This window comes from Streptomyces sp. NPDC050164 (assembly GCF_044459945.1).
Lineage (GTDB): Bacteria > Actinomycetota > Actinomycetes > Streptomycetales > Streptomycetaceae > Streptomyces > Streptomyces coeruleorubidus_A.
The window spans coordinates 23929-49350 of record NZ_JBITJK010000039.1 but is presented as its reverse complement, the minus strand read 5'-3'; the positions used below and the strand labels follow the sequence as shown (position 1 = coordinate 49350).

Annotated in this window: 18 protein-coding genes and 1 pseudogene; 10 read left to right on the top strand and 9 right to left on the bottom strand. The window is 72.0% G+C overall.

What is annotated here, in order from left to right; translation table 11 throughout:
* Positions 1–69 precede the first annotated feature (69 nt).
* A complete protein-coding gene (locus tag ACIBNA_RS36195) occupies positions 70–2031 on the top strand; it encodes a hypothetical protein (RefSeq protein WP_399169441.1) in 1962 nt (653 codons plus the stop codon).
* Positions 2032–2117: 86 nt separating this feature from the next.
* Here ACIBNA_RS36195 and ACIBNA_RS36190 read toward each other — a convergent pair whose 3' ends face one another.
* Complete coding sequence (locus tag ACIBNA_RS36190; protein ID WP_003989692.1) at positions 2118–2474, bottom strand: iron-sulfur cluster assembly accessory protein; 357 nt, start codon at positions 2472–2474, stop codon at positions 2118–2120.
* A 283-nt stretch (positions 2475–2757) separates the two neighbouring features.
* Between ACIBNA_RS36190 and nadA the strand changes: the two genes are divergently transcribed.
* The 3 genes from nadA (at position 2758) to ACIBNA_RS36175 (ending at position 10587) form a co-directional block, all read left to right on the top strand.
* Positions 2758–3942: a quinolinate synthase NadA gene (gene nadA, locus ACIBNA_RS36185; RefSeq protein ID WP_356042390.1), complete on the top strand. Its 1185-nt coding sequence runs from the start codon at positions 2758–2760 to the stop codon at positions 3940–3942.
* A 338-nt stretch (positions 3943–4280) separates the two neighbouring features.
* Positions 4281–5492, top strand: coding sequence for an esterase/lipase family protein (locus ACIBNA_RS36180; protein ID WP_399169440.1), 1212 nt, complete (start codon positions 4281–4283; stop codon positions 5490–5492).
* Positions 5493–5613: 121 nt separating this feature from the next.
* Positions 5614–10587 (top strand): tetratricopeptide repeat protein, encoded by a 4974-nt coding sequence (locus ACIBNA_RS36175; RefSeq protein ID WP_399169439.1) that lies wholly within the window; start codon positions 5614–5616, stop codon positions 10585–10587.
* 168 nt (positions 10588–10755) lie between these two features.
* On the opposite strand, the gene ACIBNA_RS36170 is transcribed toward ACIBNA_RS36175, so the two are convergent.
* The 5 genes from ACIBNA_RS36170 to ACIBNA_RS36150 all read right to left on the bottom strand — a co-directional run bounded on the left by ACIBNA_RS36170 (position 10756) and on the right by ACIBNA_RS36150 (position 17117).
* Positions 10756–13872, bottom strand: coding sequence for an efflux RND transporter permease subunit (locus ACIBNA_RS36170; protein ID WP_399169438.1), 3117 nt, complete (start codon positions 13870–13872; stop codon positions 10756–10758).
* A gap of 160 nt (positions 13873–14032) precedes the next feature.
* Positions 14033–14716 (bottom strand): response regulator, encoded by a 684-nt coding sequence (locus ACIBNA_RS36165; protein WP_399169437.1) that lies wholly within the window; start codon positions 14714–14716, stop codon positions 14033–14035.
* Positions 14713–15930, bottom strand: coding sequence for a sensor histidine kinase (locus tag ACIBNA_RS36160; RefSeq protein ID WP_399169436.1), 1218 nt, complete (start codon positions 15928–15930; stop codon positions 14713–14715). The genes ACIBNA_RS36165 and ACIBNA_RS36160 overlap by 4 nt, the downstream gene beginning before the upstream one ends.
* 66 nt (positions 15931–15996) lie before the next feature.
* A complete protein-coding gene (locus ACIBNA_RS36155; RefSeq protein WP_399169435.1) occupies positions 15997–16278 on the bottom strand; it encodes a hypothetical protein in 282 nt (93 codons plus the stop codon).
* A gap of 23 nt (positions 16279–16301) precedes the next feature.
* The gene (locus ACIBNA_RS36150) at positions 16302–17117 is read right to left on the bottom strand and encodes a PspA/IM30 family protein (RefSeq protein WP_399169434.1); all 816 of its coding nucleotides are present in this window, start codon (positions 17115–17117) and stop codon (positions 16302–16304) included.
* Between the two features lie 337 nt (positions 17118–17454).
* On the opposite strand from ACIBNA_RS36150, the gene ACIBNA_RS36145 reads away from it, so the two are divergent.
* The gene (locus ACIBNA_RS36145) at positions 17455–18054 is read left to right on the top strand and encodes a DUF3043 domain-containing protein (RefSeq protein WP_399169433.1); all 600 of its coding nucleotides are present in this window, start codon (positions 17455–17457) and stop codon (positions 18052–18054) included.
* Positions 18055–18137: 83 nt separating this feature from the next.
* Positions 18138–18875 (top strand): class I SAM-dependent methyltransferase, encoded by a 738-nt coding sequence (locus ACIBNA_RS36140; RefSeq protein ID WP_399169432.1) that lies wholly within the window; start codon positions 18138–18140, stop codon positions 18873–18875.
* A gap of 47 nt (positions 18876–18922) precedes the next feature.
* On the opposite strand, the gene ACIBNA_RS36135 is transcribed toward ACIBNA_RS36140, so the two are convergent.
* Entirely contained in the window at positions 18923–19135 is a 213-nt protein-coding gene (locus ACIBNA_RS36135; protein ID WP_020275851.1) for a hypothetical protein, read from the bottom strand.
* A 247-nt stretch (positions 19136–19382) separates the two neighbouring features.
* Here ACIBNA_RS36135 and ACIBNA_RS36130 point away from each other — a divergent pair, with 247 nt between their 5' ends.
* Complete coding sequence (locus ACIBNA_RS36130; RefSeq protein WP_399169431.1) at positions 19383–20582, top strand: bifunctional adenosylcobinamide kinase/adenosylcobinamide-phosphate guanylyltransferase; 1200 nt, start codon at positions 19383–19385, stop codon at positions 20580–20582.
* Between the two features lie 45 nt (positions 20583–20627).
* On the opposite strand, the gene ACIBNA_RS36125 is transcribed toward ACIBNA_RS36130, so the two are convergent.
* Positions 20628–21674: a methyltransferase domain-containing protein gene (locus ACIBNA_RS36125; protein WP_399169430.1), complete on the bottom strand. Its 1047-nt coding sequence runs from the start codon at positions 21672–21674 to the stop codon at positions 20628–20630.
* Positions 21675–21845: 171 nt separating this feature from the next.
* Here ACIBNA_RS36125 and cobT point away from each other — a divergent pair, with 171 nt between their 5' ends.
* The gene (gene cobT / locus ACIBNA_RS36120) at positions 21846–22964 is read left to right on the top strand and encodes a nicotinate-nucleotide--dimethylbenzimidazole phosphoribosyltransferase (RefSeq protein WP_399169429.1); all 1119 of its coding nucleotides are present in this window, start codon (positions 21846–21848) and stop codon (positions 22962–22964) included.
* A 139-nt stretch (positions 22965–23103) separates the two neighbouring features.
* Positions 23104–23766: pseudogene (locus ACIBNA_RS36115) on the top strand (hypothetical protein); the annotation flags it as partial.
* Here the strand turns inward: ACIBNA_RS36115 and ACIBNA_RS36110 are convergent.
* Positions 23753–24517, bottom strand: a complete 765-nt coding sequence (locus ACIBNA_RS36110) for a hypothetical protein (protein ID WP_399169427.1) — start codon at positions 24515–24517, stop codon at positions 23753–23755. The pseudogene ACIBNA_RS36115 and the gene ACIBNA_RS36110 overlap by 14 nt on opposite strands.
* A 60-nt stretch (positions 24518–24577) precedes the next feature.
* On the opposite strand from ACIBNA_RS36110, the gene ACIBNA_RS36105 reads away from it, so the two are divergent.
* The gene (locus tag ACIBNA_RS36105; protein ID WP_399169425.1) at positions 24578–25360 is read left to right on the top strand and encodes an adenosylcobinamide-GDP ribazoletransferase; all 783 of its coding nucleotides are present in this window, start codon (positions 24578–24580) and stop codon (positions 25358–25360) included.
* Positions 25361–25422: the final 62 nt, after the last annotated feature.

The following is a 25422-nucleotide window of genomic DNA, read 5'->3' as shown; positions in this document are numbered from 1 at the left end:
CCCGACAGCGGCCCGTTTCGAACCGGGCCGGGTCCCAAGGGACAGCTGTGCAGCCGAAGGAGCGATGCGGTGAACACCGAGCGACCCGACAACGACGACGACGCCAGGGAAGTGGGCGGCGCCGGATCCGCCGACACCCCGGAGGTCGAGGAGCGGGGCTCGGCGGCCGCCGAGACTTCGGCGAAGGCCGAGGGGCCGGCGGGCACCGCTGGGGCCGAAGAGGCCGCTGATGCCGATGACCTTGTCGAGGCCACTGATGCCATCGCGGCCGCCGAGGCTTCCGAGACGTCGAGTGAAGACGCGCGGGCTTCTGGGGCGGAGGCGACGGACGACGACGCGACCGCGGCGGCCGAAGAGCCCGGCACATCGGATGCCGAAGCCGAGAAGACCGGCGCGCCCAAGGCCCGGGAAGCCGAGGGCGAGGAAGCCGGTGCGGACAGTGCCGGCGTCGAGGAAACCGGCCCGGCACCGGAGCGCAAGGCCGCTGCGGAAAGCCCCGGCGTGGAAGCCGGCTCCGGCCCGGCCCCGGAAGCACACGCGGAAACGCCCCCCGCACCCCACCGCGACCTGCCGCGCGACGAAGAGCACCTGGTCCGTCCGGGCAGTGGGCGGTCGCGGACGCCCGCGATCATCGCCTCCGTCGCCGCCGCCGTGCTGCTGATCGGCGGCGGTGGGGCCTGGCTCGCGGCCAACGCCTCCGGCGGATCCGGTGGTGGTGCGACGTCCGGCGCGCCCGGTGGGGACGGCACTCCCCCGCCGCTCGCGCTCGACGGGTACTCGGAGTCGACGTCGGGCGGGGGCGGCATCGCGCCCGGTGAGCCCAACCCCTACGGCGCCACCTACCGGGTCGACGGCCCGCTTCCGGACGGTCCCGGCGAAGCCCCGGTGTACCGGGCGCGGGGCGAGGTCACCAAGGAGGACGTGGCCCGGCTGGCGAAGGCCCTCGGGGTCGAGGGGACGCCGGTGGCCCAGGGCGAGGCCTGGAAGGTCGGGGCCGGTCAGGACGGTTCGGGGCCGAGCCTCCAGGTGAACAGGCAGGCGCCGGGAGCCTGGACCTTCAGCCGGTACGCCCCGGGCACCGACGACTGCAAGGGCACCGACGCCTGCACCGCTGAGCAGCCCGGCGGCAGCCCGGTGAGCGAGGCGGCGGCCGAGAAGGCCGCGGCGCCCGTGCTGAAGGCATTGGGTCAGGACGACGCGAAGCTCGACGCGAGCCAGGTCATGGGCGCCCAGCGGGTGGTGAACGCCGCTCCCGAGGTCGGCGGACTGCCGACGCACGGCTGGACGACCGGGGTCACGGTCGGTGCCGACGGCGAGGTCGTCGGCGGCAGCGGTCAGCTGAAGACACCGGTGAAGGGAGACACGTACCCGGTGGTCGGCGCGAAGAAGGCGCTGGAGCTGATGGAGGAGCGGCCGACGGGCGACCACCGCATGGGCATCGGCGGGTGCGCGCGCCCCGTGCCGCTGAAGGACCGGCTGGAGCAGCCCTGCGAGTCGTCGGCGAGCGGCGCTCCCGAGAAGGACGCCGTGACGGTGCAGGGCGCGGTGTTCGGGCTGGCCTCGCACTTCGTGGACGGGCGGCAGGCGCTGGTGCCGTCCTGGCTGTTCGAGGTGACGGCGCCGGGCGCGAAGGACCCGTTCACGGTGACGTACCCGGCGGTCGACCCGAAGTACCTGGCCTCCCCCACGCCGAGCGAGCCGAGTGACAAGCCGACCTCGGCCCCCGAGCCGCGAGACGTCAAGGTGGACGGCTACCGGGCCGAGGGCTCGGAGCTGACCGTGACCTTCACGGGCGGGGTGTGCACCGACTACGACGTCAAGGCGAGCGAGAGCGGGGACGAGGTGAAGGTCACAGTGACCTCGACCCCGTGGCCGGACAAGGTCTGCATCCTGATCGCGAAGCAGTTCCAGCAGACCGTGCAACTGGACGAGCCGCTCGGCGACCGTGAGGTCGTGGGCTCCAACGGCAAGGCGGTCCCGCTGGCCAAGGAGGGCGCGCGGCTGCCGGCTCCCCCGACGCGGGAACGGTAGTACGACACAGCGCGAAGGCGGCGGCCCCGTCGGAGGGGGCCGCCGCCTTCGTCATGTCCGCGGCCGCGGGAAGCGGCTCGGCAGGCTCAGCTGAAGGAGTCGCCGCAGGCACAGGAGCCCGTCGCGTTCGGGTTGTCGATCGTGAAGCCCTGCTTCTCGATCGTGTCCACGAAGTCGATCGTGGCACCGCCCAGGTAGGGGGCGCTCATGCGGTCGGTGACGACCTTCACACCGCCGAAGTCCTTCTCCACGTCACCGTCGAGGGAACGCTCGTCGAAGAAGAGCTGGTAGCGCAGGCCGGAGCAGCCACCGGGCTGGACGGCGACGCGGAGCGCGAGGTCGTCGCGGCCTTCCTGGTCGAGCAGGGTCTTGACCTTGTCCGCGGCGGCGTCGGTCAGGATGATGCCGTCGCTGACGGTGGTGGTCTCGTCCGATACGGACATCTACATCTCTCCCGGGTTGTACGGAGACTGCTTGCCGACGGGTCCAACCGGCGGGGCCGCGGATTCATTCCGGGCCTGGCGCTCGATCTCGGCTCCTTTTCATGCTCGCACACGCGCCGGGAACCGGAAAACGGCTCTTTCCCGGTCTTGACGGGAATGAAGGGCGACTCGCCGGGATTCACGTCACATAGACGCTATGGCCATCGTCAAAGTGACGTGAAGCGGTTATGATAGATAGCGTCAATTCGACGAAAAGTCGCCGGAAACAGAAAGGGTGCGTGTCGTGACCACCGCCCAGACCCAGGAGCTCGACGTACAGCCGACGCCCCTCGCCCTGCTGCTCCTCGGCCGTGAGGCCGACCCGAAGAGCGAGCGCGGCGTGGAGTGTCCCGGCGACCTGCCCTCGCCGTCCGACCCGGACCTGGTGGAGCGCGCCCGCAAGGCGAAGGAGAAGCTCGGGGACAAGGTCTTCGTGCTCGGCCACCACTACCAGCGCGACGAGGTCATCCAGTTCGCCGACGTCACGGGGGACTCCTTCAAGCTCGCCCGGGACGCGGCGGCGCGTCCGGAGGCCGAGTACATCGTCTTCTGCGGTGTGCACTTCATGGCGGAGTCCGCGGACATCCTGACGTCCGACGACCAGAAGGTCGTCCTGCCCGACCTCGCCGCCGGCTGCTCGATGGCCGACATGGCGACGGCCGAGCAGGTCGCCGAGTGCTGGGACGTGCTGACCGAGGCCGGCATCGCCGAGCAGGTCGTGCCCGTCTCGTACATGAACTCGTCCGCCGACATCAAGGCGTTCACGGGCAAGCACGGCGGCACGATCTGCACCTCCTCGAACGCCAAGCGCGCCCTGGACTGGGCCTTCGAGCAGGGCGAGAAGGTCCTCTTCCTGCCGGACCAGCACCTGGGCCGGAACACGGCGGTGCGGGACATGGGCATGTCCCTGGAGGACTGCGTCGTCTACAACCCGCACAAGCCGAACGGCGGGCTGACGGCCGACGAGCTGCGGGCCGCGAAGATGATCCTGTGGCGCGGCCACTGCTCGGTGCACGGCCGCTTCAGCCTGGACTCGGTGAACGACGTGCGCGAGCGCATCCCGGGCGTGAACGTCCTGGTCCACCCCGAGTGCAAGCACGAGGTCGTGGCCGCGGCGGACTACGTCGGCTCGACGGAGTACATCATCAAGGCCCTGGAGGCCGCGCCGGCCGGCTCCAAGTGGGCCATCGGTACGGAGCTGAACCTGGTACGCCGCCTGGCGAACCGTTTCGCGCCGGAGGGCAAGGAGATCGTCTTCCTCGACAAGACGGTCTGCTTCTGCTCGACCATGAACCGCATCGACCTCCCGCACCTGGTCTGGGCCCTGGAGTCGCTGGCCGAGGGCAACCTGGTCAACCGCATCGAGGTGGACAAGGAGACGGAGGCGTTCGCGAAGCTGGCGCTGGAGCGGATGCTGGCGCTGCCGTAAGCAGTGGTGAGACGCCAGCGGTGGTGAGAAAGGTGCCCCTGCCGAACGGAAGGGGCACCTTTTCGTCTCTTCGTCACTAACCTGGTCTCCTCACAGCACGTGCATGCTCGGGGGCGGGATTGGCAACGCGGCGTGGCCGGGTCGACGACCTCGTGGTCGTGGTTCCGGGAATCATGGGGAGCCGGCTGGCCGACGCGGACGGCCGTGAGGTGTGGGGGCCCTCAGGCAGGGCTCTGTTACGGGGAATCAGGACGTTCGGGGGCTCTGTCACTGCGCTGACCCTCCCGACCGGGCTGCTCGACGATCATCCCGGGGACGGCGTACGACCCGTCGGGGTCATGCGTGACGTGCACGGCCTACCGGGGCTGTCACCGCTCGTCGAGGGCTACACCGACCTGCTGGACTGGCTGGAGCGGCATTTCACCCTCCGCAGACGCCTGCCGGACGAGGACCCGCGTACCCCCGCCAACCTGATCGCCTTCTCCTACGACTGGCGCCTGTCCTGCCGCTACAACGCGGCCAGGCTCGGCGAGCGGGTGGCCAAGGAGCTGGGCCGCTGGCGGCAGACGGCACCCGGCCGGGCGGACGCCAAGGTCGTCTTCGTGTGCCACTCCATGGGCGGACTGGTGGCCCGGCAGTACGTCGAGCAGGGTGGCGGCGCGGAGCTCACACGGCGGATGATCACGCTGGGGACGCCGTACCGGGGCTCGCTGGACGCGCTGCTGTACCTGGTCAACGGCCTGCGGCGCGGCCTCGGCCGGCTCGTCGGGCCGGCCCTGTCGTCCTTCGCGCGCAGCCTGCCGTCGCTGCATCAGCTCGCCCCGGACTACGCGTGCCTGGCAGGGGCTCCGGCACTGCGCCACGCGTGGGAGGTCACCGGTCTGCCGGGCGTGGACGAGGACTTGCTGAAGGACGCGCAGGCCTTCCACTCCGCCTTGCGCGAGTCGGCTGCGGGGGCGGCGTACGCCGTGGAGTACCTGCCGGTCGGCGGGGTGCTCCAGCCGACGCCGACGACGGCCGAGTTCGACAGGGGCGAACGGCTGGCACCGCTGTTCACCATCGAGGGCGAGGACGAGGGCGGTGACGGCCGGGTGCCGTGTCTGTCCAGTGCGCACGTCGCCGGGATACGACGGCCCGCGTGCACCCCGTGGGAGCAGCACGGCTCGCTGCAGAACAACCCGGCCGTGCGGCAAGCCCTGTGGGGCTGGCTCACGCCGGAGCCGCGCGTGCACCGGGGGCCGGAGCAGGGTCAGACGCCTCTCGGGGTGCGGACACCGGAGGTGGTGGTCGAAGCGGAGCCGTGCGAGGTGCGGGTGTCGGCCGCGCGGGGCATGCCGGGGTTCGATGAACTGGCGGTGGGGGTGCGGGTGGACGGCGGGGAAGGAGTGCGCCGACTGCGGAACCGGGGTTCGGGACGGTACACCGGCGCGGTCACCGGGCTCACGCCCGGCGTGCACCGGCTGGAGATCGGTGGGCGGCACGCGCCGGGGGCGACGGTGACGGCCTTGGTGCTGGTAGTGGGGCACGGAGGGGACACCGACGGTGAGTGAGGTGCCGGGGTCGAAGGCGGGCTCGGGGACGACGGGCTTCGCCGCGACTGCGTTGTGCGTCGTGTGCGAGTCGTACGAGGACACAGGGAGGTTTCCACAGCTGTCCGGGGCCAGGGTCCAGATGACCGGGATCGCGGAGCGGCTGCGGGCGCTGGGCTTCGCGGTGCGGACGGTCGGGGAGACGGACGAGCCGGACCTGGCCGCCTTCGAGCGGGCGGCGGAGGACTGGCGCGCGTACTGGCACCGCGAGGGGAACCACGGGCCCGCGCTGATCCTGTGGTCCGGGCACGGTGTGCTGGACTGCGAGGACCTCCGCCTCGCCCTGCACGATCTGCGGCTCACGGGCGACGACCCACATGTAGAGAAGATGCGGCTGCGCAGGCAGGGCGTCACGACCCAGCAGCTCGTCGACCTGGCGATGGCCTCCGGCGCCGACCAGACCCTCCTGTGCGTGGACGCCTGCCATGCGGGGGCCGGTCTGAGCGGCGGCGTGCGGATCGCGCTGGACCATCTGAAGGACACCTCGCTGCCCGAGGGCCGGTCGAAGTGGCTGGGCGTCATGGCGAGTTGCCGGGCGGGAGAACTGTCGGAGGGGTACGGCCCTCTGCTCGCGTCCGTGTCCGAGGTCCTGGCCGAAGGGCGGCGCAGCGACGAGTATCACTGGGCGTGGAGCGTCCGGAACGAGTCGGTCACCGGAGCCGAGTTGATGGCCGCCGTACGGAGTCGTTGGGCCGAGGAGAGCCAGCAGCCGGAACAGGTCACCGTGGGCCATGAGGAACGCCCGAGGTTTCCCAACCCCCGGTCGGAGCCCGGTGCGCGGTCCGCGCTGGTGGAGCACCTTGTGCTCGCGGCGCGCGGAGTGGGGCACCGGGAGGAGGGCTGGTTCTTCACCGGGCGGCGGCGCGTGCTCGAAGAGATCATCGCGTGGATGGGGGCTTCGACCCCCGGGCTCTTCCTCGTCACGGGACCGGCCGGGTGCGGCAAGTCGGCGGTGCTGGGGCGGATCGCGACGCTGGCGGACCCGGAACAGCGGGAGGAGACGGGACGACAGGGGGCGCTGCGGGAGGGCGACCCGGATCCGGGCGTACGGGATCCCGGGACGTTCGCGGCGGTGCATCTGCGGGGCCTGAGCTCGCTGCAGGCCGCCGCCGAACTGGCCGGTCAGCTGCGGCTGGACGAGCCGAAGAGCGTCGACGCCTTCAGGGCCGAGCTGCGCGAGCTGCCGTCACCTCCGGTCGTGCTCCTGGACGGCTTGGACGAGGTGCCCGCCGAGCACACGCAAGAGGTCATCGAGGAGCTGGTGTTCCCGCTGAGCCGGCTGGTTCCGGTGCTGGTCGGCTCACGGGAACGGCCGTTCCGGAACAGGCTCGCGGACGGCGAGACGTTGCCGCAGGCACTGAACCGTTACGTGGGCGCCGGTGTCGTCACTGTGGACCTGGAAGAGGAGCCGGACACCCGGAAGGACATCGCCGGATACGTGCGGCGGCGATGCGAGGCGGCGAACGTCGACGGCACGGAGATCGCCGAGACTCTGGCGGCCCGGGCCACGGAGGCGGACGGAGGCTTTCTCTTCGCGCGGCTGGTGACCGGCTCCCTCATCTCCCGGCTCCGGGACGGTGTGGTCAACGGCGCCGCGTCGCTCGCCGGGCTGCCGGACTCCGTGGCTGCCGCTTTCGAGGAGGATCTGCGGTCCGGGCCGGTGCGCGTGCGCGACGACGGTACGGAACTGCCGTCGGCCGCCCGGGACCTGCTTACGGCGCTCGCCTGGGCCGCTGGGCGGGGCATGCCCGCGGGCGGGGTGTGGGAGGCGGTGGCCTCGGCACTGGGTGGGTTCGGTGCCGGTGTCGTCTATGACGAGGGGGATGTGGACTGGGTGCTCTCGGCGTACGGGCGGTACATCGTCGAGGACGGTGACGAGTCCCAGGCCGTGTACCGGCTGTATCACCGGGAGTTCGTGTCGTATCTGAAGGGGCGGAAAGGGCCTCGGGGCGAGCCTGCCGAGGTCGTGGTGCTGGAGGCGCTCGTGGGTGTGCTCCGGCGGCAGGCGACGTTGGGGGACTGGCGGGCGGTCGATCCGTATGTGTGGAAGCGGCTGGCGGATCACGCGGTATGGGCCGGTGAGCCGGGCATCCTGCTGCTGCGCCGTCTTGTCGAGTGGGACAGGGTCAACGCTCTGTCACATCTCGCTACCGCGCTGCACGACTTCGCACGCGCCCTCACCGGCCGGGGTGAGGGCGAGGCCGCCTTGGCGCGCGCCCGCGAGGCGGCCGACATCCATGCGTTACTGGCGGAAGCACATCCCGCCGGTTTTCTGCCGGGCCTTGCCTCCTGCCTCAACAACCTCGCCATCATCATGTCGGACACCGGAGACCACCAAGGCGCCCTCGAAAACGCCCGCGAAGCCCTTCGTATCCGCCGTGATCTGGCCCGCACCGACCGCGCCGCCCACCTCCCCTACCTCGCCAATTCCCTCGACACCCTGGCCGTCCGCCTGGCCCGGACCGGAGACCACCAGGGTGCCCTCGAACATGGCCAGGAGGCCGTCCGCATCCACCGGAAGCTCGCCGAGAACACTCCCGACGCCCACCTTTCCGAACTCGCCGGCTCACTTACGAACCTCGCGATCCATCTGAGGGAGACGGGAGACCGGGCGGGCGCCCTCGAACACGCCCGGGAAGCCGTCCGCCTCTACCGTGACCTCGCCCGTACCCATCCCGGTGCCCACCTCCCCGACCTCGCCGGTGCCCTCAGCACCTTGGCCAACGCGCTGGCGCACACCGGAGACCGGCAAGGCGCCCTCGAACCCGCGCGTGAAGCCGTCGCCATCCACCGCGGCCTCGCCCGCACCAACTCCGCCGCACACGGCCCCGACCTGGCCGGCGCCCTGAACACGCTCGCCAACCGCCTGGCGGACAGCGGCAGCCCCCAGGACGCCCTGGAGGCCGCGCGCGAAGCTGTCGTCGTCTTCCGGAAGCTCGCCGCGGACACCCCCGCCGCCCATCTCCCCAACCTGGCCGTGGCTCTCAACACCCTCGCCATCCACCTGGCACACACCGGAGACCGGCAGGGCGCCCTCGAACCGGCACGCGAGGCCGTCCGCATCCGCCGCGAACTCGCCCAGGCCAACCCCGCCGCGCACGGCCCCGACCTGGCTGTGGCTCTGCACACCCTCGCCGTCCGCCTGGCGGAGACGGGAGACCGGCAGGGCGCCCTCGAACCGGCCCACGAAGACGTCCGCATCCGCCGCGAACTCGCCCAGGCCAACCCCGCCGCCCATCTGCCCCGGCTCGCCAGGTCCCTCAACAACCTCGCCGTCGTCCTCGCGAAGACCGGGGACTGGCACGGCGCCCTGGAGCGCAGCCGCGAAGCCGTCCGCATCCACCGGAAAGTCGCCGAAGACAGCCCAGAAGCCCACCTTCCCGACCTTGCGGGAGCTCTCAGCAACCTCGCCATCCGCCTGGCGGAGACCGGCAGGCTGAAGGACGCCGTGGAACCTGCCCGCCAGGCCGTGGACATCTACCGGGAGCTCGCCGCGGACGCCCCCGACGTCCACCTGCCCGGCCTCGCCAATGCTCTCGACAACCTGGCCATCCGCCTCAGGGAGACCGGGCACGGGCCCAGCGCACTCGAACACGCCCGAGAAGCCGTCCGTCTCTACACCCGGCTCATCGAGACCAACCCCGCAGCCCACCTGCCGGACTACGCCAGAGCCCTCAACGGCCTGGCCAGCTGCCTCGCGGGCACCGGCAGCCCCCGGGAAGCCCTCGCTCTGGCGAGCGAAGCCGTCCGCATCAACCGCGACCTCGTTGCCGCCGACCCCGCCGTCCACCTCCCCCAGCTCGCCAGCTCCCTCAACAACCTCGCCCTCCACCTCGCCCAGGCCGGAGACCGGCGAGCGGCCCTGGAACCCGCCCACGAGGCCGTCCGCATCCGCAGTGAGCTCGCCCACACCAACCCTGCCGCTCACCTGACCGGACTCCTCGGCTACCTGAGCAACCTCGCCGGCCACCTGATGGCCACCGGCAGCGAAGCGGAAGCCATACAGATCCTGTCGGACGTGGCCGACAGCTTCGCCCGCACCGACCCGGCCGTCGCCTGCACCCTCGGCTACCAACGAGCGGTGTTCCTGCTCAGGCTGCCCAGCCCGCTTTCCAGATGTGCCGGTCTCCAGGGGCTCATGGACCTGCTCGACGACGGGTCTTCGCAGACACCCGACGGCATCCGGCTGAGCGCGCGCCGCGTGCTGCGGGCGTTCGCTCGTGCGGCACCCGGCAACCGCCGGCTGCTCGACCGTATCTGGCAGCACAGCACGGCCACTCCCAGCCCGGACTGGCTGTCCCTCTCGGAGGAGACCCTGGCGGTGGCAGCGGAATGGGTGCAGAAGAGCACGTGGAGCGAGAGCCGGGCATTCTGGTCACGCCACACCGACCGCCTCGGAGCCGAGGACGCCGCCACCGCCCTGGGCGAACTCGCCCTCGCCACCCCCGTGGCCGAGCAACACCTGGTGCTGAGGCAGCGGATCCTCACCGAAGGCGCGGGCCCGGTCTTCAGCGAACTGATCCTCCGAGACCGCCTCGCAGGCTGGCTGGCATGCGAGAACTGGGAGACCTCACGATGCTTCCTCACGGAGCACCCCCAGCTCATCGCCGACGAGGCCGCCGAGGCGGCCCTGGCGGCCGGCGACCTCGCCAAGCCCAGGGCCGCAGCCCACCGCGCGCTCCTCCACATGGCCCGCGCGGAAGGCATCGACACGGCCTACCGGCGCGTCCAGGACCGCGACGACCTCCAGCGGTACGTCCGACAGGCCGTGGCAGAGGGCGACGCCCGGGCCCTGGCGCATGCCTCGGCCGTCGAGAGCACGGCCTTCGGCGATGAACTCGCCTCCCGCACCCACCACCAGGCGGCGCTGCTCCTGGCCGGCGACACGAATGGGATCGACCCGGGCTCCCTGTGCGCGGCCGCTGCCGGGGCCGCCCCGGAAACCCGCAACCACCTGGTGTCCGAACTGGCCGCCCTCGTCGCCCGCCCCGGCCAGGACCCTGCCCCCTGGTTGCGCCTCATCCAGGCCCTCACGCAGCCCCCCAGCGGCAACTAGGGTCTGTCGTTTGGATCAGGTCGCAGGGAAGCGACTGTTCTGCTCGGTGCGTGCCAGACCCCGCGTCTGCGGCGTGATCCAAACGACAGACCCTAGCTCACCACGCCGAACGGCCGGGCCCCCCGCACAGGGACCCGGCCGTCATCACCTCGCCAGGCGTCGCAGCCGTCACACGCCGGCCGGCTCCGGGACCTCCTTCGACAGCGTCTGCCCCTTCGCCTGCCGCTTCGCCGCCCGCTTCTTCGCCCGGCGCTCCTTGCGGAGCTCGAACATCGCGTACAGCGTGGGCACCAGCAGCAGGGTCAGCAGGGTCGACGTCACCAGGCCGCCGATCACCACCACGGCCAGCGGCTGGGCGATGAAGCCGCCCTCGCCGGTGATGCCGAGGGCCATCGGCAGCAGGGCGAAGATCGTCGCCAGGGCGGTCATGAGGATCGGCCGCAGACGGTGCCGGCCGCCCTCGACCACGGCCTCGACGACGCCGTAGCCCTGCTTGCGGTACTGGTTGATCAGGTCGATCAGCACGATCGCGTTCGTCACCACGATGCCGATCAGCATCAGCATGCCGATCATCGCGGGGACGCCCATCGGCGTGCCGGTGGCCACCAGCAGGCCGATCGCGCCGGTGGCCGCGAACGGGATGGAGACGAGCAGGATCAGCGGCTGGACCAGGGACCGGAAGGTGCCGACCAGCAGCATGAAGACGATCGCGATGGCCGCGAGCATCGCCAGGCCGAGGTTGGCGAACGCCTCCTCCTGGTCCTCGGAGACTCCGCCGATCGAGGCCGTGGCGCCCGCCGGGAGCTTCAGCGCGTTGATCTCGGACTGGAGCTTGGTGCTCACCGCGCCCGTGTTGTCGCCGGTCGGCTTCGCGGTGATGGTGGCCGCGCGCTGGCCGTCGATACGGGTCATCGACACCGGGCCGTCGACCAGCTTCACCGTCGCGATGTCGCCGAGCTTCACCGCTCCCAGGCGGAGATCCTGAAGCTGCTTCAGCGTCGTCGCGGGCTTCGCCGAGCGGATGACGACGTCGCGCTCGGTGTCGTCCAGGACCGCCTTGGCGGCCGTGGTGCCGCGGACGGCCTGGGCGACGGCGGCGCCGAGGGTCTGGTCGTTGAAGCCGGCCGCGGCCGCCTTGTCGTTGGCCTTCACGGAGATCCGCGGCACGCTGGTCGACAGGTCGCTGGTGACGTCCGTGACGTCGTCGAGCGAGGCGACCGTCTTGCGGACCTCCTCGGCCGCCGTGCGCAGGACGTCGGCGTCGGCGGCCTTCACCACGACGCTGAGGTTCTGGTTGCCGAAGCCGTCACCGGCGGCGACGGTGGTCGTGCCGATGTCCTTCAGGCCGGCCAGGCCCTTCTCGATGCTGTCCTGGACGTCCTCGTACGACGCCGAGTCGTCCAGCATCACCTGATAGGAGGCCTGGTTGGTGCCCGTACCGCCGCCGAAGGCTGCCATGAAGCCGGACGAGCCGACCGTGACCTGGTAGTCCTTCACGCCCTTGGTGCCGGCGAGGAGCTGCTCGACCTTCTTGGCCTGGGCGTTCGTCGCCTCCAGGCTGGTGCCGGGCTTCAGCTCCTGCTTGACGGTGAGCACCTCGACCTCGCCCTGGTCGAAGAAGTTCGTCTTCAGCAGCGGCGCCATGCCGAACGTGCCGACGAGGACGACGATCGCGATGGCCACGCTGGTGAGACGGCGACGGGTCGCGAAGCGCAGGACCGGGACGTAGATGCGCTGGAGGCGGCTCCTGGCCTCCTTCTCCTCGGCGAGTCGGCGTGCTTCGGCCGCGTCCTCGGGGGTGCCCTTCGGGGGCCGCAGGAACCAGTACGACAGGACCGGCACGACCGTCAGGGAGACGAGCAGGGACGCCAGCAGCGCGGCCGTCACGGTCAGGCTGAACGAGCCGAACAGCTCGCCCACCATGCCGCCGACCAGGCCGATCGGCAGGAACACGGCGACCGTGGTGAGCGTCGAGGACGTCACCGCGCCCGAGACCTCGCGCACCGCGGCGAGGATGGCCGACCGGCGCTCCTCGCCGTAGCCGAGGTGCCGCTTGATGTTCTCCAGGACCACGATCGAGTCGTCGACGACCCGGCCGATGGCGATCGTCAGCGCGCCCAGCGTCAGGACGTTCAGCGACAGGTCGCGGGTCCACAGCACGATCAGGGCGAGGACCACGGACAGCGGGATGGACACCGCCGTCACGAGGGTGGAGCGGATCGAGGCCAGGAAGACCAGGATCACCAGGACCGCGAAGAGCAGACCGAGCGCGCCCTCGGTGGTCAGGCCCTTGATGGACTTGGACACGGCCGGGCCCTGGTCGCTGACGACCGTGAGGGTCGCGCCGGAGCCGAGGTCCTTGCGGAGGTCGGGCAGCTTGTCCTGGACGGCGTCGGAGATCGCGACCGCGCTGCCGTCGCGGTCCATGGTGACGGCGACGGCGAGGCTGGGCCTGCCGTCCGTGCGGGTGATGGAGTCGGCCGGGGCCTCCTGCTGCTTCACCGTGGCGACGTCGCCGAGGCGCACCGGCTTGCCCTTGCCGGGCTCGCCCGTGACCATCAGGTCCTGGATCTGCTTCAGCGAGGTGAAGCCGCCGCCGACCTGGACCGTGCGGTTGGCGCCGCCCTCGTCGAAGGAGCCGGCCGGGACGGTCGCGCCGCCCGCCTGGAGGGCCTGGGCGAGGGACTGCGAGGTCAGACCCGCCTTCGCCAGCTCGGCGTCGTCGGGCGTGACGGCGACCTGGAGGTCCCGCACACCGTCGACGGTGACCTGGCCGACGCCGTCGATGCTCTTCAGGTCCGGCACGACGGTCCTGTCGAGCTGGTCGGCCAGGGCCTGCTGGTCCCGGTCGGAGGTGACGGCGAGGACGACGGTCGGGATGTCGTCCGTGGAGCCGGCGACGACCTGCGGGTCCACGTCGTCCGGGAGCTGGACGCGGGCCCGGTTGACGGCCTGCTGCACATCGGCGACGAGCTGTTCGGTGCCGTTGCCGTAGTCGAAGGACGCCATGATCACGGCGTTGCCCTCGGTGGCGGTGGAGGTCACGCCGCTGATGCCGTCGACGGCTTCGAGGCTGTCCTCGATGGGCTCGACGACCTGCTTTTCGACCACGTCCGGGGACGCGCCCTGGTACGGCGCCAGCACGGACACCACGGGCAGTTCGATGGTGGGCAGCAGCTGCTGCTTGAGCTGGGGTATCGCGATCGCCCCGAAGACGAGCGCGATGATCGACATCAGCCCTATCAGGGCCCGTTGCGCGAGGCTGAATCTCGACAGCCAGGACATGGGTCAGGGTCTCTCTTCTGTTTAACGGCAGAAGCGCCAGCGGGCGCGCAGATGAGCGCCCGCCCTAACACCCTGAGCCATCGGGGAGGGCCGATTCGTAGGCCCCAGGTCGATTTCCTTATACGGCGCATACTCCCGCCGCAGTACGCCCGGCTGGAACTCACTCCACCCTTGGGCGGACCAGGCCGGATTCGTACGCTATGACCACGAGCTGGGCCCGGTCCCGGGCGCCCAGCTTGGCCATGGCCCGGTTGACGTGCGTCTTCACCGTCAGCGGGCTGACCTCCAGCCGGTCGGCGATCTCGTCGTTGGAGTGTCCACCCGCGACCAGGACCAGCACCTCGCGCTCCCGCCCGGTGAGCGAGTCCAGCCGCTCGCCGCGGGCCGGGTCGCGCTCGCCCGCGTCCGGGTCCTCCTGGGCGAGGAAACGGGCGATCAGCCCCGTGGTGGCCGCCGGGGACAGCAGGGCCTGACCGCCGGCCGCGGTCCGGATGGCGGTCAGCAGTTCCTCGGGCTCGGAGCCCTTGCCGAGGAAGCCGGAGGCGCCCGCGCGCAGCGACTGCACGACGTAGTCGTCGACCTCGAACGTCGTCAGGATGACCACGCGGACGTCGGCGAGTTCGGGGTCGGCGCTGATCATGCGGGTCGCCGCGAGACCGTCGGTGCCGGGCATCCGGATGTCCATGAGGACGACGTCGGCGCGCTGTTCCTTCGTCAGCCGTACCGCCTCCGCGCCGTCGGAGGCCTCGCCCACCACCTCCATGTCGGGCTCGGAGTCGACGAGGACACGAAAGGCGCTGCGGAGCAGCGCCTGGTCGTCGGCGAGCAGGACACGGATCGTCATGCTGGGTCCTCCCCGGGTGTGCGGTTCTTGACCGGCAGGATCGCATGGACGCGGAAACCGCCGCCGTAGCGGGGACCGGTGGTGAGGGTGCCGCGCAGGGCCGTGACGCGTTCGCGCATTCCGAGCAGCCCGTGCCCGCCGCCGCTGTCCGGGGCCTCGTCCTCGCCGCTGCCGTCGTCCAGGACGGTGATCTCGATGTGGGGTCCGACCCGTACGACGCTGACCTCGGCCCTGGCCTGCGGCCCGGCGTGCTTCTGCACGTTGGTGAGGGCCTCCTGGATGATCCGGTAGGCGGCCAGGTCGACGGCTGCGGGGAGGGTGGTGCCCTGGTCGGCGCGGGCGACCTCGATGTGCAGGCCGGCGTTGCGGAAGGTGCCGGTGAGTTCGTCCAGGCGGTCCAGGCCGGGGGCGGGTTCGGTGGGGGCCTCGGGGTCGCCGGACTGTCTGAGCAGTCCGACGGTGGCCCGGAGCTCGTTGAGGGCGGAGCGGCTGGCCTCCCGGACGTGGGCGAGGGCCTCCTTGGCCTGGTCGGGGCGCTTGTCCATGACGTGCGCGGCGACGCCGGCCTGGACGTTGACCAGGGCGATGTGGTGGGCCACGACGTCGTGCAGGTCGCGGGCGATACGCAGGCGTTCCTCGGCGACCCTGCGGCGGGCCTCCTCCTCGCGGGTGCGTTCGGCGCGTTCCGCACGTTCCCGGATGGCCTGGACGAAGGCGCGGCGGCTGCGGACCGCGTCGCCGGCGGTGGCGCCGATGCCGGTCCAGGCGAAGATCGCGAGGTTCTCCTGGGCGTACCAGGGGAGGCTGCCGGCCGCCATGGCGAAGCCGGTCAGGACGGTCATGGTGAGCAGGCCGACGCGCCAGGTGGTGGGGCGGTCGGTGGTGGAGGCGACGGTGTACAGGGCGATGACCGCGGACATGGCGACGGGGGCGCGGGGGTCGCCGGTGACGGATTCGATGACGGAGACCGTGCCGGTGAGGCAGAGGACCGTCAGGGGGGCGCGGCGGCGGAAGACCAGTGCGGCGGCGCCGAGCGCGATGAGGAGGAGGCTGAGGAGGTCGGGGGTGCGCAGGGCCCAGCTGACGCTGTCACGATGGCGGGGCTCGACGAACGACCCGGCGACCATGCAGACCAGGACGCCCGCGGCCAGGACCGCGTCCATGGCCAGGGGGTGTGCCTTGGCCTGGCATTTGGCCCGTTGGAGGGTGTTCACGGGGGTTTACGGTATCGCTCGAGCAGGGGGACCCCCATCGCCCTGGGCGGCACGAATGCCCGCGGGTCACGAGCCGGGAATCAAGCCGTCGTCGCTCAGCAGCTGCCTGACCTCCTCCAGAGTCGCGTCCGGGGACGGGAGGATCAGTTCCGAGGGTTCCAGGGAGTCGTCCGGCAGGGGGTCGCCCAGGTCCCGGACCCTGGTCAGCAGGGCCTGGAGGGTGCGGCGGAAGCCGGGGCCGTCGCCGTTCTCCATTTCGGCCAGGAGTTCGTCGTCCAGCTTGTTCAGTTCGGTGAGGCGGCTGTCGGCCAGCCTCACCTGGCCCTCCCCCATGATCCGTACGATCATGTCGCCCTCCTAGGCGTGGGCCCCTACTGCTTGTCGAAGCGCGGGGTGTCCTGCGGCTGCTGCTGGGACTGCTGCTGGCTCTCGCCACCTTCGAGGGCCTGCTGCCCACCGCTGGAGCCTCCCCCAGTGCCAATAGCCTGGGAGGTGCCCCCAGCCAGCTCGGCCTTCATCCGCTGCAGTTCCAGCTCTACATCCGTACCACCGGACAGCCGGTCCAGCTCGGCCTGGATGTCGTCCTTGTGCATGCCGGAGGGGTCGTCCAGGGCACCGGAGGCGAGCAGCTCGTCGATGGCGCCGGCGCGGGCCTGGAGCTGGGCCGTCTTGTCCTCGGCCCGCTGGATCGCCAGGCCGACGTCGCCCATCTCCTCGGAGATGCCGGAGAAGGCCTCGCCGATGCGGGTCTGCGCCTGGGCCGCCGTGTACGTCGCCTTGATCGTCTCCTTCTTCGTACGGAAGGCGTCGACCTTGGCCTGGAGCCGCTGGGCCGCGAGGGTGAGCTTCTCCTCCTCGCCCTGGAGCGTCGCGTGCTGGGTCTCCAGGTCGGTCACCTGCTGCTGGAGGGCGGCCCGGCGGGACAGCGCTTCGCGGGCCAGGTCCTCACGGCCCAGCGCGAGCGCTTTGCGGCCCTGGTCCTCCAGCTTGGTGGACTGGGACTGCAACTGGTTGAGCTGGAGTTCCAGGCGCTTGCGCGAGGTCGCCACGTCGGCGACGCCTCGGCGGACCTTCTGGAGCAGCTCCAGCTGCTTCTGGTACGAGTAATCGAGGGTCTCGCGCGGGTCCTCGGCCCGGTCAAGGGCCTTGTTCGCCTTCGCGCGGAAGATCATCCCCATACGCTTCATGACACCGCTCATGGGCTTCGCGCGCCCCCTTCTGACCGACTCCGGCTCCAGCTCCTGCGTCAGAACCCACAGTACGGGCCCTGCTTCTATTACCGCACTGTTCGGGGACGGATGCGCTCATCCCCAAGGACGACTGAGCACGCTCCCGCTCCGGCGTAGGGAGTAGGTGGTCCCCGGGGTTACCGGGGATACCCGGGGTTACCGGAGCCGTACATCCCGGGGAACGACCGGGTGCGTACACAACGTCCCCTCTGTCCCCTTACAGACGACTGGTGTTGCCGGATCGTTCCCCACGGGACTGGGGTCCATGCCCGAGAAGCCCTTACCCTTGGGTTTTGTGTTCCGTAGCCGTGCGAAGGATGAGAAGGCCCAGGCCGCCGACAAGGCGCCGGTGAACTTCTCCAAGCAGCCCCGCGACCCGCAGGCCCCGAAGGGCAGGCCCACGCCCAAGCGCAGTGAGGCCCAGTCCCAGCGCCGCAGCGTCGCCAACACGTCGATGACGCGGAAGGAGGCCTCCAAGCGGCAGCGCGAGGAGCGCCGCAGCGCGCTGGAGCGCCAGCGCCAGGCGCTGGCGAGCGGCGACGAGCGGTACCTGCCCGCGCGTGACAAGGGACCGGTCCGCCGGTTCGCGCGCGACTTCGTGGACTCGCGGTTCAACATCGCGGAGTTCTTCCTGCCCATGGCCGTGGTCATCCTCGTGCTGAGCATGGTGCGGGTGGCCGCGCTGCAGAACATCGCACTGCTGCTGTGGCTCGTGGTGATCGTGCTGATCGTGCTCGACTCGTTCGTCACGGCGTTCCGCCTGAAGAAGCAGCTGAACGAGCGCTTCGCCGGCGAGAACAAGCGCGGCGCGGTCGCCTACGCCCTGATGCGCTCTCTCCAGATGCGCCGGCTCCGGCTGCCGAAGCCGCAGGTCAAGCGCGGAGAGCGGCCCTGACCGCGACGTCGTTCTCCGGGGGCGCGGCGGATGCCTGGCTGGACAAGCTGAGTGGGCTGCGCGATGTCGTCCGGCAGGAGCTGGTGGCCCGGCAGCTGGACGAGCAGATAGTCGGGCGGTTCCCGGTCGGGCAGCGGCTGCGGGTGCTCGACGTCGGGATGGGCCAGGGCACCCAGGCGCTGCGGCTGGCCCGGGCCGGGCACCAGGTGACCGGTCTGGAGCAGGACCCGAAGATGATCGCCGTGGCCCGGGAGTCCCTCGCGGGGGAACCGGAGGGCATCCGGGAGCGGATGCGGATCATCGAAGGCGACGGCCGGGACACCGGCGTGCACTTCCTGCCGGGCAGTTTCGACGTGGTGCTGTGCCACGGCGTCCTGATGTACGTCGAGGAGCCCGACCCGCTGCTGGCGGGCCTGGCCCGGATGCTCGCACCCGGCGGGCTGCTGTCCCTGCTCGTGCGCAACGGGGACGCGCTCGCGATACGGCCGGGCCTGTCCGGCGACTGGGCGGGCGCGCTGGCCGCCTTCGACACGACCGCTTACCTCCCCCATTCTCGAACAGACTCGAACGGGGGGACCCCCATCCGCCTGGGGCTGGACGTACGGGCCGACCGGCTGAAGGACCTGACGGCGACGCTCGCCGGGATCGGGGCGCCGCTGCGCGCCTGGTACGGGGTGCGCGTGTTCACGGACACGGCGGCGGACGGCGCCGAGGTCCCGGCCGACCTGGAGACGCTGCTCGCGGTGGAGGAGAAGGCCGGGCGGACGGATCCGTACCGCGGGGTGGCGGCGCTGCTGCACCTGTGCGGCGTACGGGGCTGACCGCCGGCGGAGTGGGCGAGGGCCGTCCGCCGGCCCCCGCCCCGGGCTCACGCCTCGGCCGCGTGCAGGCTCATCGGCCCGTAGATCTCCGTGGCGTCCTCGAACAGCCGCACCTGGTCGGCACCGCCTTCCAGCAGGGCCTTCCAGTGCTCCCCGATCCAGGACTCGGCGTCCCCCTGGGTGGGGAACTCCTCCGGCGGCACCGCGGGCTGGACCTCCGTCCCGTCGGTCTTCTCGAACCGCCACGTCCATGCCGCCATGTACGCCTCCCATGTGTGTGAGCACACTGCACAGCGAAAAGCCGGATCTTGGTCCGGCTCCTGACCAGAGCCTATGCGCTCCGCTGGGTTGGGCGGGATATGTGGTCGGGTGTGCAGGTCAGTGGGTGCGTGCGGGTCGTGGTGGGCTGGTCGCGCCCGCGCGGCGGAGCCGCATGTCGATACGGCCCGCGCCCCTTGGGGGCGTCTCCAGCACGCATGACACATTGTGGCGGGTGAGAATCGGGGCGTGGAACTGACTCTGCTCGGCACCGGCGCCCCCGCGGGACTTCCCCGCCCCGACTGTCCCTGTGCGGCCTGTGCGGCCGCCATCGGTCCTGACGCGCGGGCGGCCACCGCGCTGCTCCTGGACGGGGCGCTGCTGCTGGACCTGACGCCCGGGGCCGCCTTCGCGGCGGCGCGGGCGGGCCATTCCCTGACCGGCGTACGGCAGGTGCTGCTGTCGCATCCGCACGACGGGCCGGCGGTCGAGGTGCCGGCCGGGCTGCCGCAACCCGGACGGGTGCCGGACGGGCGGGAGTTGACGCTGCTGACGGGGCACCGGGTGCGGGCGGTGGCGATGGACGCGCCGGGCACGGGGTACGCGGTGACCGGGCCGGACGGGCAGCGGCTGCTGTACCTGCCGCCGGGCGGGGCGCCGGCGGGTCTCGAGGAGCCGGCCGAGTCGTACGACATGGTGCTCGCGGACGTCGTGGGGCGGCCGGACGCGCTGGCGAAGCTGCGGGCGGTGGGTGCGGTGGGGCCGACGACCGATGTGGTCGCCGTCCACCTGGACCACGACGTGCCGCCCGGGCCGGAGCTCGGGCGGCGGCTCGCGGCGGCCGGGGCACGGGCCGTGCCGGACGGGACGACGCTGGCGGTGGGGGCGTACGAGGACGTGCCGGACATGCCGCGGCGGACGCTGGTGCTGGGCGGGGCGCGGTCGGGCAAGTCGGTGGAGGCCGAGCGGAGGCTGGAGGCCTTTCCGGACGTGCTGTACGTGGCGACGGGCGGGTCGCGCAACGGGGACACCGAGTGGTCGGCGCGGGTGGCCGCGCATCGGGAGCGGCGGCCGGGGTCGTGGCAGACGGTCGAGACGTGCGATCTGGTGCCGCTGCTGGAGGAGGAGGGGCCGCCGTTGCTCATCGACTGTCTGTCGTTGTGGCTGACGGATGCGATGGATGCCGCGGGGGCGTGGGACGACGCGGTGTGGGCGGAGCGGGGGGAGAAGGCGTTGCGGGAGCGGGTGCGGGAGTTGACGGAGGCGGTGCGGTCGACTCGGCGGACCGTTGTCGCCGTGTCGAACGAGGTGGGGTCGGGGATCGTGCCGTCTACCGCGTCGGGGCGGCGGTATCGGGATGAACTCGGGCGGTTGAACGCGGGGTTCGCGGACGAGTGTGAGCATGTGTTGCTGGTGGTGGCGGGGCAGGTGGTGGTGCTGCGGGGGTGAAGCCCACCCGTGCCGCCCCAAGCGGCACGACTGCCCGCAGCTCGGCTAGGTCTGCTTGCGGGCGATCAGGCGGTACGTGTTCGCGAAGCGGGTGCGGCGGGCCACGGGGGCGATGAGGTGGTCTGCCACCGCTGCCAGGGCCACCAAGGGGATGCCCGCTCGGAGCAGGGCCTCGCGGAGGTGCTGGTGAGCCTGGGGTGGGGGGACCGCTCGCCAGGGGGTGTCGGGGGCCGGGAGGGCGTGGGAGAGGGCCAGGGCCGTGGCGCCGGCCAGGTCGTTGGGGATGTGAACCGGGCGGTGGTCCAGGAGGGCGATCGTGCAGCCGGCCGCCTCCAGTTCCGCGCGGAGGTTGTGCGCAGGGAGCAGATGCAGATGGCGGGGCTGGTCGTAGGCGAGCCACCAGCGGCCCAGTAGCGCGGCGTACACGCTGCGGGGGCTCAGGGTCTCGATGAGCAGGCGGCCACCGGGGCGCAGGACTTCGAGGGCGGCGTGGAGTTCCGCGCGGGGGTCGGGGGTGCCCTCCAGGTGGTGGAGCATGCTGACCACGTCGTAGCGGGCGCGCAGTGCGGCCGAGATCCGGGGGTTCGTCAGACGGCCCACGTGGGCCTCCTCGACGCGGTCGGCCGAGCGGGCGCGGACCACACGCGGGGTGTCGTCCAGGCCGTCGAAGGAGGTGTACGGGAAGAACTCCCGGGCCGTCGCGGGGAAGCGGGCGTGGCCCGTCCCCACGTCCAGCCAGCTCTCCGGCTCCCCGAACCGCAGCATCGCGCGGGCGGCCGAGCGGTGGCGGAGCCGGCTGCCGCGCAGCGCGAGGAGGGTGTCGGCCGCGACGTCCCGGGGCGCTCCGCGCACCGTCCGGTGGTAGAGAGCGAGGCCCTCGAACGTGAGGCGGGGGTTCTGGAAGGTGTGGCCGCAGTCCCGGCACTCGTCGACGGTGAAGCTGCCCGGCTTGTAGTGCCGCAGGTCACCGGTGCGCAGCCGGTTCCGCAGCCGGGCCGAGCCGCACCAGGGGCAGTCCTCGCGGCGCGGCTCGTGGACCCGTGTGGTCGCTTGGGGGACGGGGGATGCGGAAGGGGCGGGATGTGCGGTCATGGGCGGCTCCCGGGCGCGAAGGCGTACGGCAGGGACGTTCGACGAACGACGTACGACAATCCGCTGCAAACCGGAACGTATGGGATGCCGATCCGGGGTGCAACGACGTCGCCGCCGAGGAGTCGTGATGTGGCGCCCTGCTGTTCGAGCGGTGCCGGTACTGTTCGGCGAATGAGCTCGCTTAATCTCGACGACTTCACCGATCTGATCGAGCGTCCGGACGGCGGGGTGCGCCGTGACGCCGAGGCGCGCCGGGAGCGGCAGATCGTGCCGCCCGGGTCGCTGGGCCGCCTGGACGACCTGGGTGAGTGGCTGGCGTCGGCGCAGTCCGCCGTGCCGGTGCGGCCGATCGAACGGCCGCGGGTGGTGCTCTTCGCCGGTGACCACGGCGTCGCCGAGCTGGGCGTCTCGGCCCGGACGGCAGGCGGCGCCGGGGAGTTGGTTCGGGAGGTGCTGGAGGGCGGCCGGCCCGTGTCGGTGCTGGCGCGGCGGCTGGGCGTGCCGGTGCGGATCGTCGACATGGCCCTGGACTGCGATCCGGAGACGCTGCCCGAGGACGTCGTACGGCACCGGGTGCGGCGCGGCAGCGGGCGCATCGACGTCGAGGACGCGCTGACCCTTCAGGAGGCCGAGGCGGCGTTCCGGGCCGGGGTCGCGGTGGCCGACGAGGAGGCCGACTCCGGTACGGATCTGGTGGTGCTCGGCGATGTGAGCGTCGGTGGGACCACGGCCGCGGGCGTGCTGGTCGCGGCGCTGTGCGGGGTCGACGCGTCGATCGTCACCGGCCGGGGCGGGCTGGCGATCGACGACCTGGCGTGGATGCGCAAGTGCGCGGCGATCCGCGACGCGCTGCGCCGCGCCAGGCCGGTGCTCGGGGACCAGTTGCAGCTGCTGGCGACGGTGGGCGGGGCCGACCTCGCCGCGATGACGGGCTTCCTGCTGCAGAGCGCGGTGCGCAAGATGCCGGTGGTGCTCGACGGGGTCGTGACGGCCGCGTGCGCGCTGGTCGGGCAGCGGATCGCGTTCCGGGCGCCGGACTGGTGGCTGGCCGCGCACGACAGCGGCGAGCCCGGGCAGGCCAAGGCGCTGGACCGGATGGCCCTGGAGCCGCTGCTGACCCAGGGCGTGACCGTCGGCGAGGGCGCGGGCGGCCTGCTCGCGCTCCCCCTGGTGCAGGCCGCGGCAGCGCTGGCGGCGGAGCTGCCCGAGAGGCCGAAGGAGTCCGAGGAGCCGGAGATCTCCGAGGCCTCCGAGGCTTCTGAGGCCTCCGAGGTTCCCGCCGAGCAGTAGCGTTCCGGGAGATCCAGGTCACGCACGCCTGGCTCAACTTCGTCCCGTTCCGGTCGGTCTTCGCGTGTGGTGTCGGTTTTCACAGCCACGGACACCGCGCATCCCGCTGACGTACCGACATCCGGACGAGGACGACCCGATGACCACGCTCGCCCACTGGGCCCGCGCCGAATGGGGGCCGCTGTTCGCGGCCGTGCGCGGGCCACTGCCGGAGCGGCGGCTGCGGGCCGTGCCGATGGCGGTCGCGGCCGTGTGCCTCATGGCCGTGCTGCACTTCGTGCACCACCAGTCGTGGGGCTACCGGTTCGTGCAGGACATCGGGGCGATACGGGCCGAGGACCCGCTGTGGCTCGCGCTGCTGCGGACACCGCTGTCGCTGTTCGTGCCCGCGCTGGACCTGCCGGTGTGGGGCGCGCTGGCGCAGATCCTGCTGGTGTTCGGCATCGCGGAGCTCTGCCTGGGCCGGCGGCGGACGCTGCTCATCGCCTACGTCGCGACGCTCGCGGGCACGCTCTACGCCCGCCTGGGCGTCTGGCTGGGCCCGGACGTCCCGCTGGGCCTGCCCGCCTCGGACGCGCGGGTCGTGGACACCGGGCCGTCGGCGGCGGTGGTGGGACTGGCCGTCTACCTGGGATGGCACTACCGGGCGTACGCCACGGCCGGGGCGGTGATCGTGGCGATGGTGGCCGAGATCGCCCTGAAGGAGAACCTGGCGGGCAAGGAGCATCTGGCTGCGATCGCGGCCGTGCTAGTGGTGTGCGCGGCCGGAGCGGTGCGCCGGCGGCGCGTCAGCGGTGTTCGAGGGACCGGGCCGGCTCGGCGTCGGGCGCGCCGCCGATCCAGTCCTGGAACGCGCGCCGGGGGCCGATCCAGCGGCGGTCGTGGCGGTAGGCCCGCAGGCTGGACTTGGCGCGGGCGCGGGGACGGCGCCGGTAGAAGCGCCTGGCCCAGTAGGAGCCGGGGCGGGCCAGTCGTACGGCGCCGACCAGGGCGATGACGGGGACGATCACACCGAAGACCGCGAGGCGGGTCTTGCCCTTGAACAGGGCGATGAGGGCGAACACGAAGTTCACGACGACGTTCACGATCACGGTCGCGCGGTTCTGCTCCTGGTCGTCCGAGAGGTCGTTGACTCCCAGGGGCGAGAAGCCGATCAGAAGCAGTCCGACGAGGGAGGCGGTGAGGACGACCATCTCGACGCTCTTGCGGCCGGCCTCGGTCCAGTAGACGTCGGCCAGGTGCAGGACCAGGGCGAACTCGTCGAGGACGAGGCCGGCGCCGATGCCGAAGAGCACCGCGGCCAGCCCCGAACCGAAGCCGTGCTGCCCTCCGGCCACCGCGCCGAAGCCGCCGATGATCGTCAGGATGACGCCGGGGACCACGTGGTGGACGTGGAGGCCGCCGCTGCCGCTGACGTTGCGGAAAGGACCCTTGCCCGCCCGGATGAGGCGGGTGATGCCCCGCGTGATCAGGAAGGTCACCACGAAGGAGACGAGGGCGAGGAGCAGCGGCAGCTTGCCGGGTTCGATGATGTTCTGCTCCAGCCATCCCATATGTGAACTTTATCCTCGCCCGCCGCATCCGCTCTTCTGACCGGCGGGTAGCCTGCGCCGGTGCCCAGAACCTCGCCCCTGGACGGTCTCCGCTTCGCCTTCGGCACCCTCACGGTGTTCCCGGTCCGGGTGACCCGGTGGGACCGCCAGGCCGCGCGCGGCGGCATGCTGTGCGCTCCGCTGGCCGGGCTCGCGGTCGGTGCCGCTGCCGCCGCCGCCGGGCTGGTGCTGCTGTTCCTCGGTGCGGGCGGGCTGCTCGCCGCCGTGGCCACCGTCGCCGTCCCCGCGGTACTGACCCGGGGGCTGCACCTCGACGGGCTCGCGGACACCGCCGACGGGCTGGGCAGCGGGAAGCCCGCCGAGGACGCCCTGCGGATCATGAAGCAGTCGGACATCGGGCCGTTCGGGGTCATCACCCTCGTCCTCGCCCTGCTCGCGCAGGTCGCCGCGCTCGCCCAGGCCTACGACGCCTCCTGGGCCCGGGGCGCGTGCGCCGCCGTCGTCTCCGCGACGGTCGCCCGGCTGGCCCTGACCCTCGCGGCCCGGTCCGGGGTGCCGGCGGCGCGGCCGGAGGGGCTGGGGGCGGCGGTCGCGGGGGTCGTGCCGATCCGCGGGGCGCTGCTCGCCGGCGTCGCCGTCACGGGCGGGGCGGCAGCGGTCGCCGCCGTCTTCGGGCCGTACGACGTCGCCCGTACCGCGCTCGCGGTCCTGCTCTCCCTGGCCGGTGCCGAAGCGCTCCTGCGGCACTGCACGCGCCGCTTCGGCGGGATCACCGGGGACGTGTTCGGCGGCCTCGCCGAGACGGCGGCGACCACGGCGCTGGTCGTTCTGTCACTGGGCTGAAACGAACTCCTCGCCCCCCTCCTGCCCTCACCGCCCGGCGGCTGGCTTCGTCCCCCGAACAC

Coding starts and splice junctions, on each gene's coding strand:
- ACIBNA_RS36135 (WP_020275851.1), bottom strand. CDS start 19,135: ATGGCGGCATGGACGTGGCGGTTCGAGAAGACCGACGGGACGGAGGTC.
- ACIBNA_RS36150 (WP_399169434.1), bottom strand. CDS start 17,117: ATGAAGCGTATGGGGATGATCTTCCGCGCGAAGGCGAACAAGGCCCTT.
- ACIBNA_RS36170 (WP_399169438.1), bottom strand. CDS start 13,872: ATGTCCTGGCTGTCGAGATTCAGCCTCGCGCAACGGGCCCTGATAGGG.
- ACIBNA_RS36110 (WP_399169427.1), bottom strand. CDS start 24,517: ATGGGATGGCTGGAGCAGAACATCATCGAACCCGGCAAGCTGCCGCTG.
- cobT (WP_399169429.1), top strand. CDS start 21,846: ATGAGCTCGCTTAATCTCGACGACTTCACCGATCTGATCGAGCGTCCG.
- ACIBNA_RS36165 (WP_399169437.1), bottom strand. CDS start 14,716: ATGACGATCCGTGTCCTGCTCGCCGACGACCAGGCGCTGCTCCGCAGC.
- ACIBNA_RS36155 (WP_399169435.1), bottom strand. CDS start 16,278: ATGATCGTACGGATCATGGGGGAGGGCCAGGTGAGGCTGGCCGACAGC.
- ACIBNA_RS36175 (WP_399169439.1), top strand. CDS start 5,614: ATGACCGGGATCGCGGAGCGGCTGCGGGCGCTGGGCTTCGCGGTGCGG.
- ACIBNA_RS36180 (WP_399169440.1), top strand. CDS start 4,281: ATGCGTGACGTGCACGGCCTACCGGGGCTGTCACCGCTCGTCGAGGGC.
- ACIBNA_RS36125 (WP_399169430.1), bottom strand. CDS start 21,674: ATGACCGCACATCCCGCCCCTTCCGCATCCCCCGTCCCCCAAGCGACC.
- ACIBNA_RS36190 (WP_003989692.1), bottom strand. CDS start 2,474: ATGTCCGTATCGGACGAGACCACCACCGTCAGCGACGGCATCATCCTG.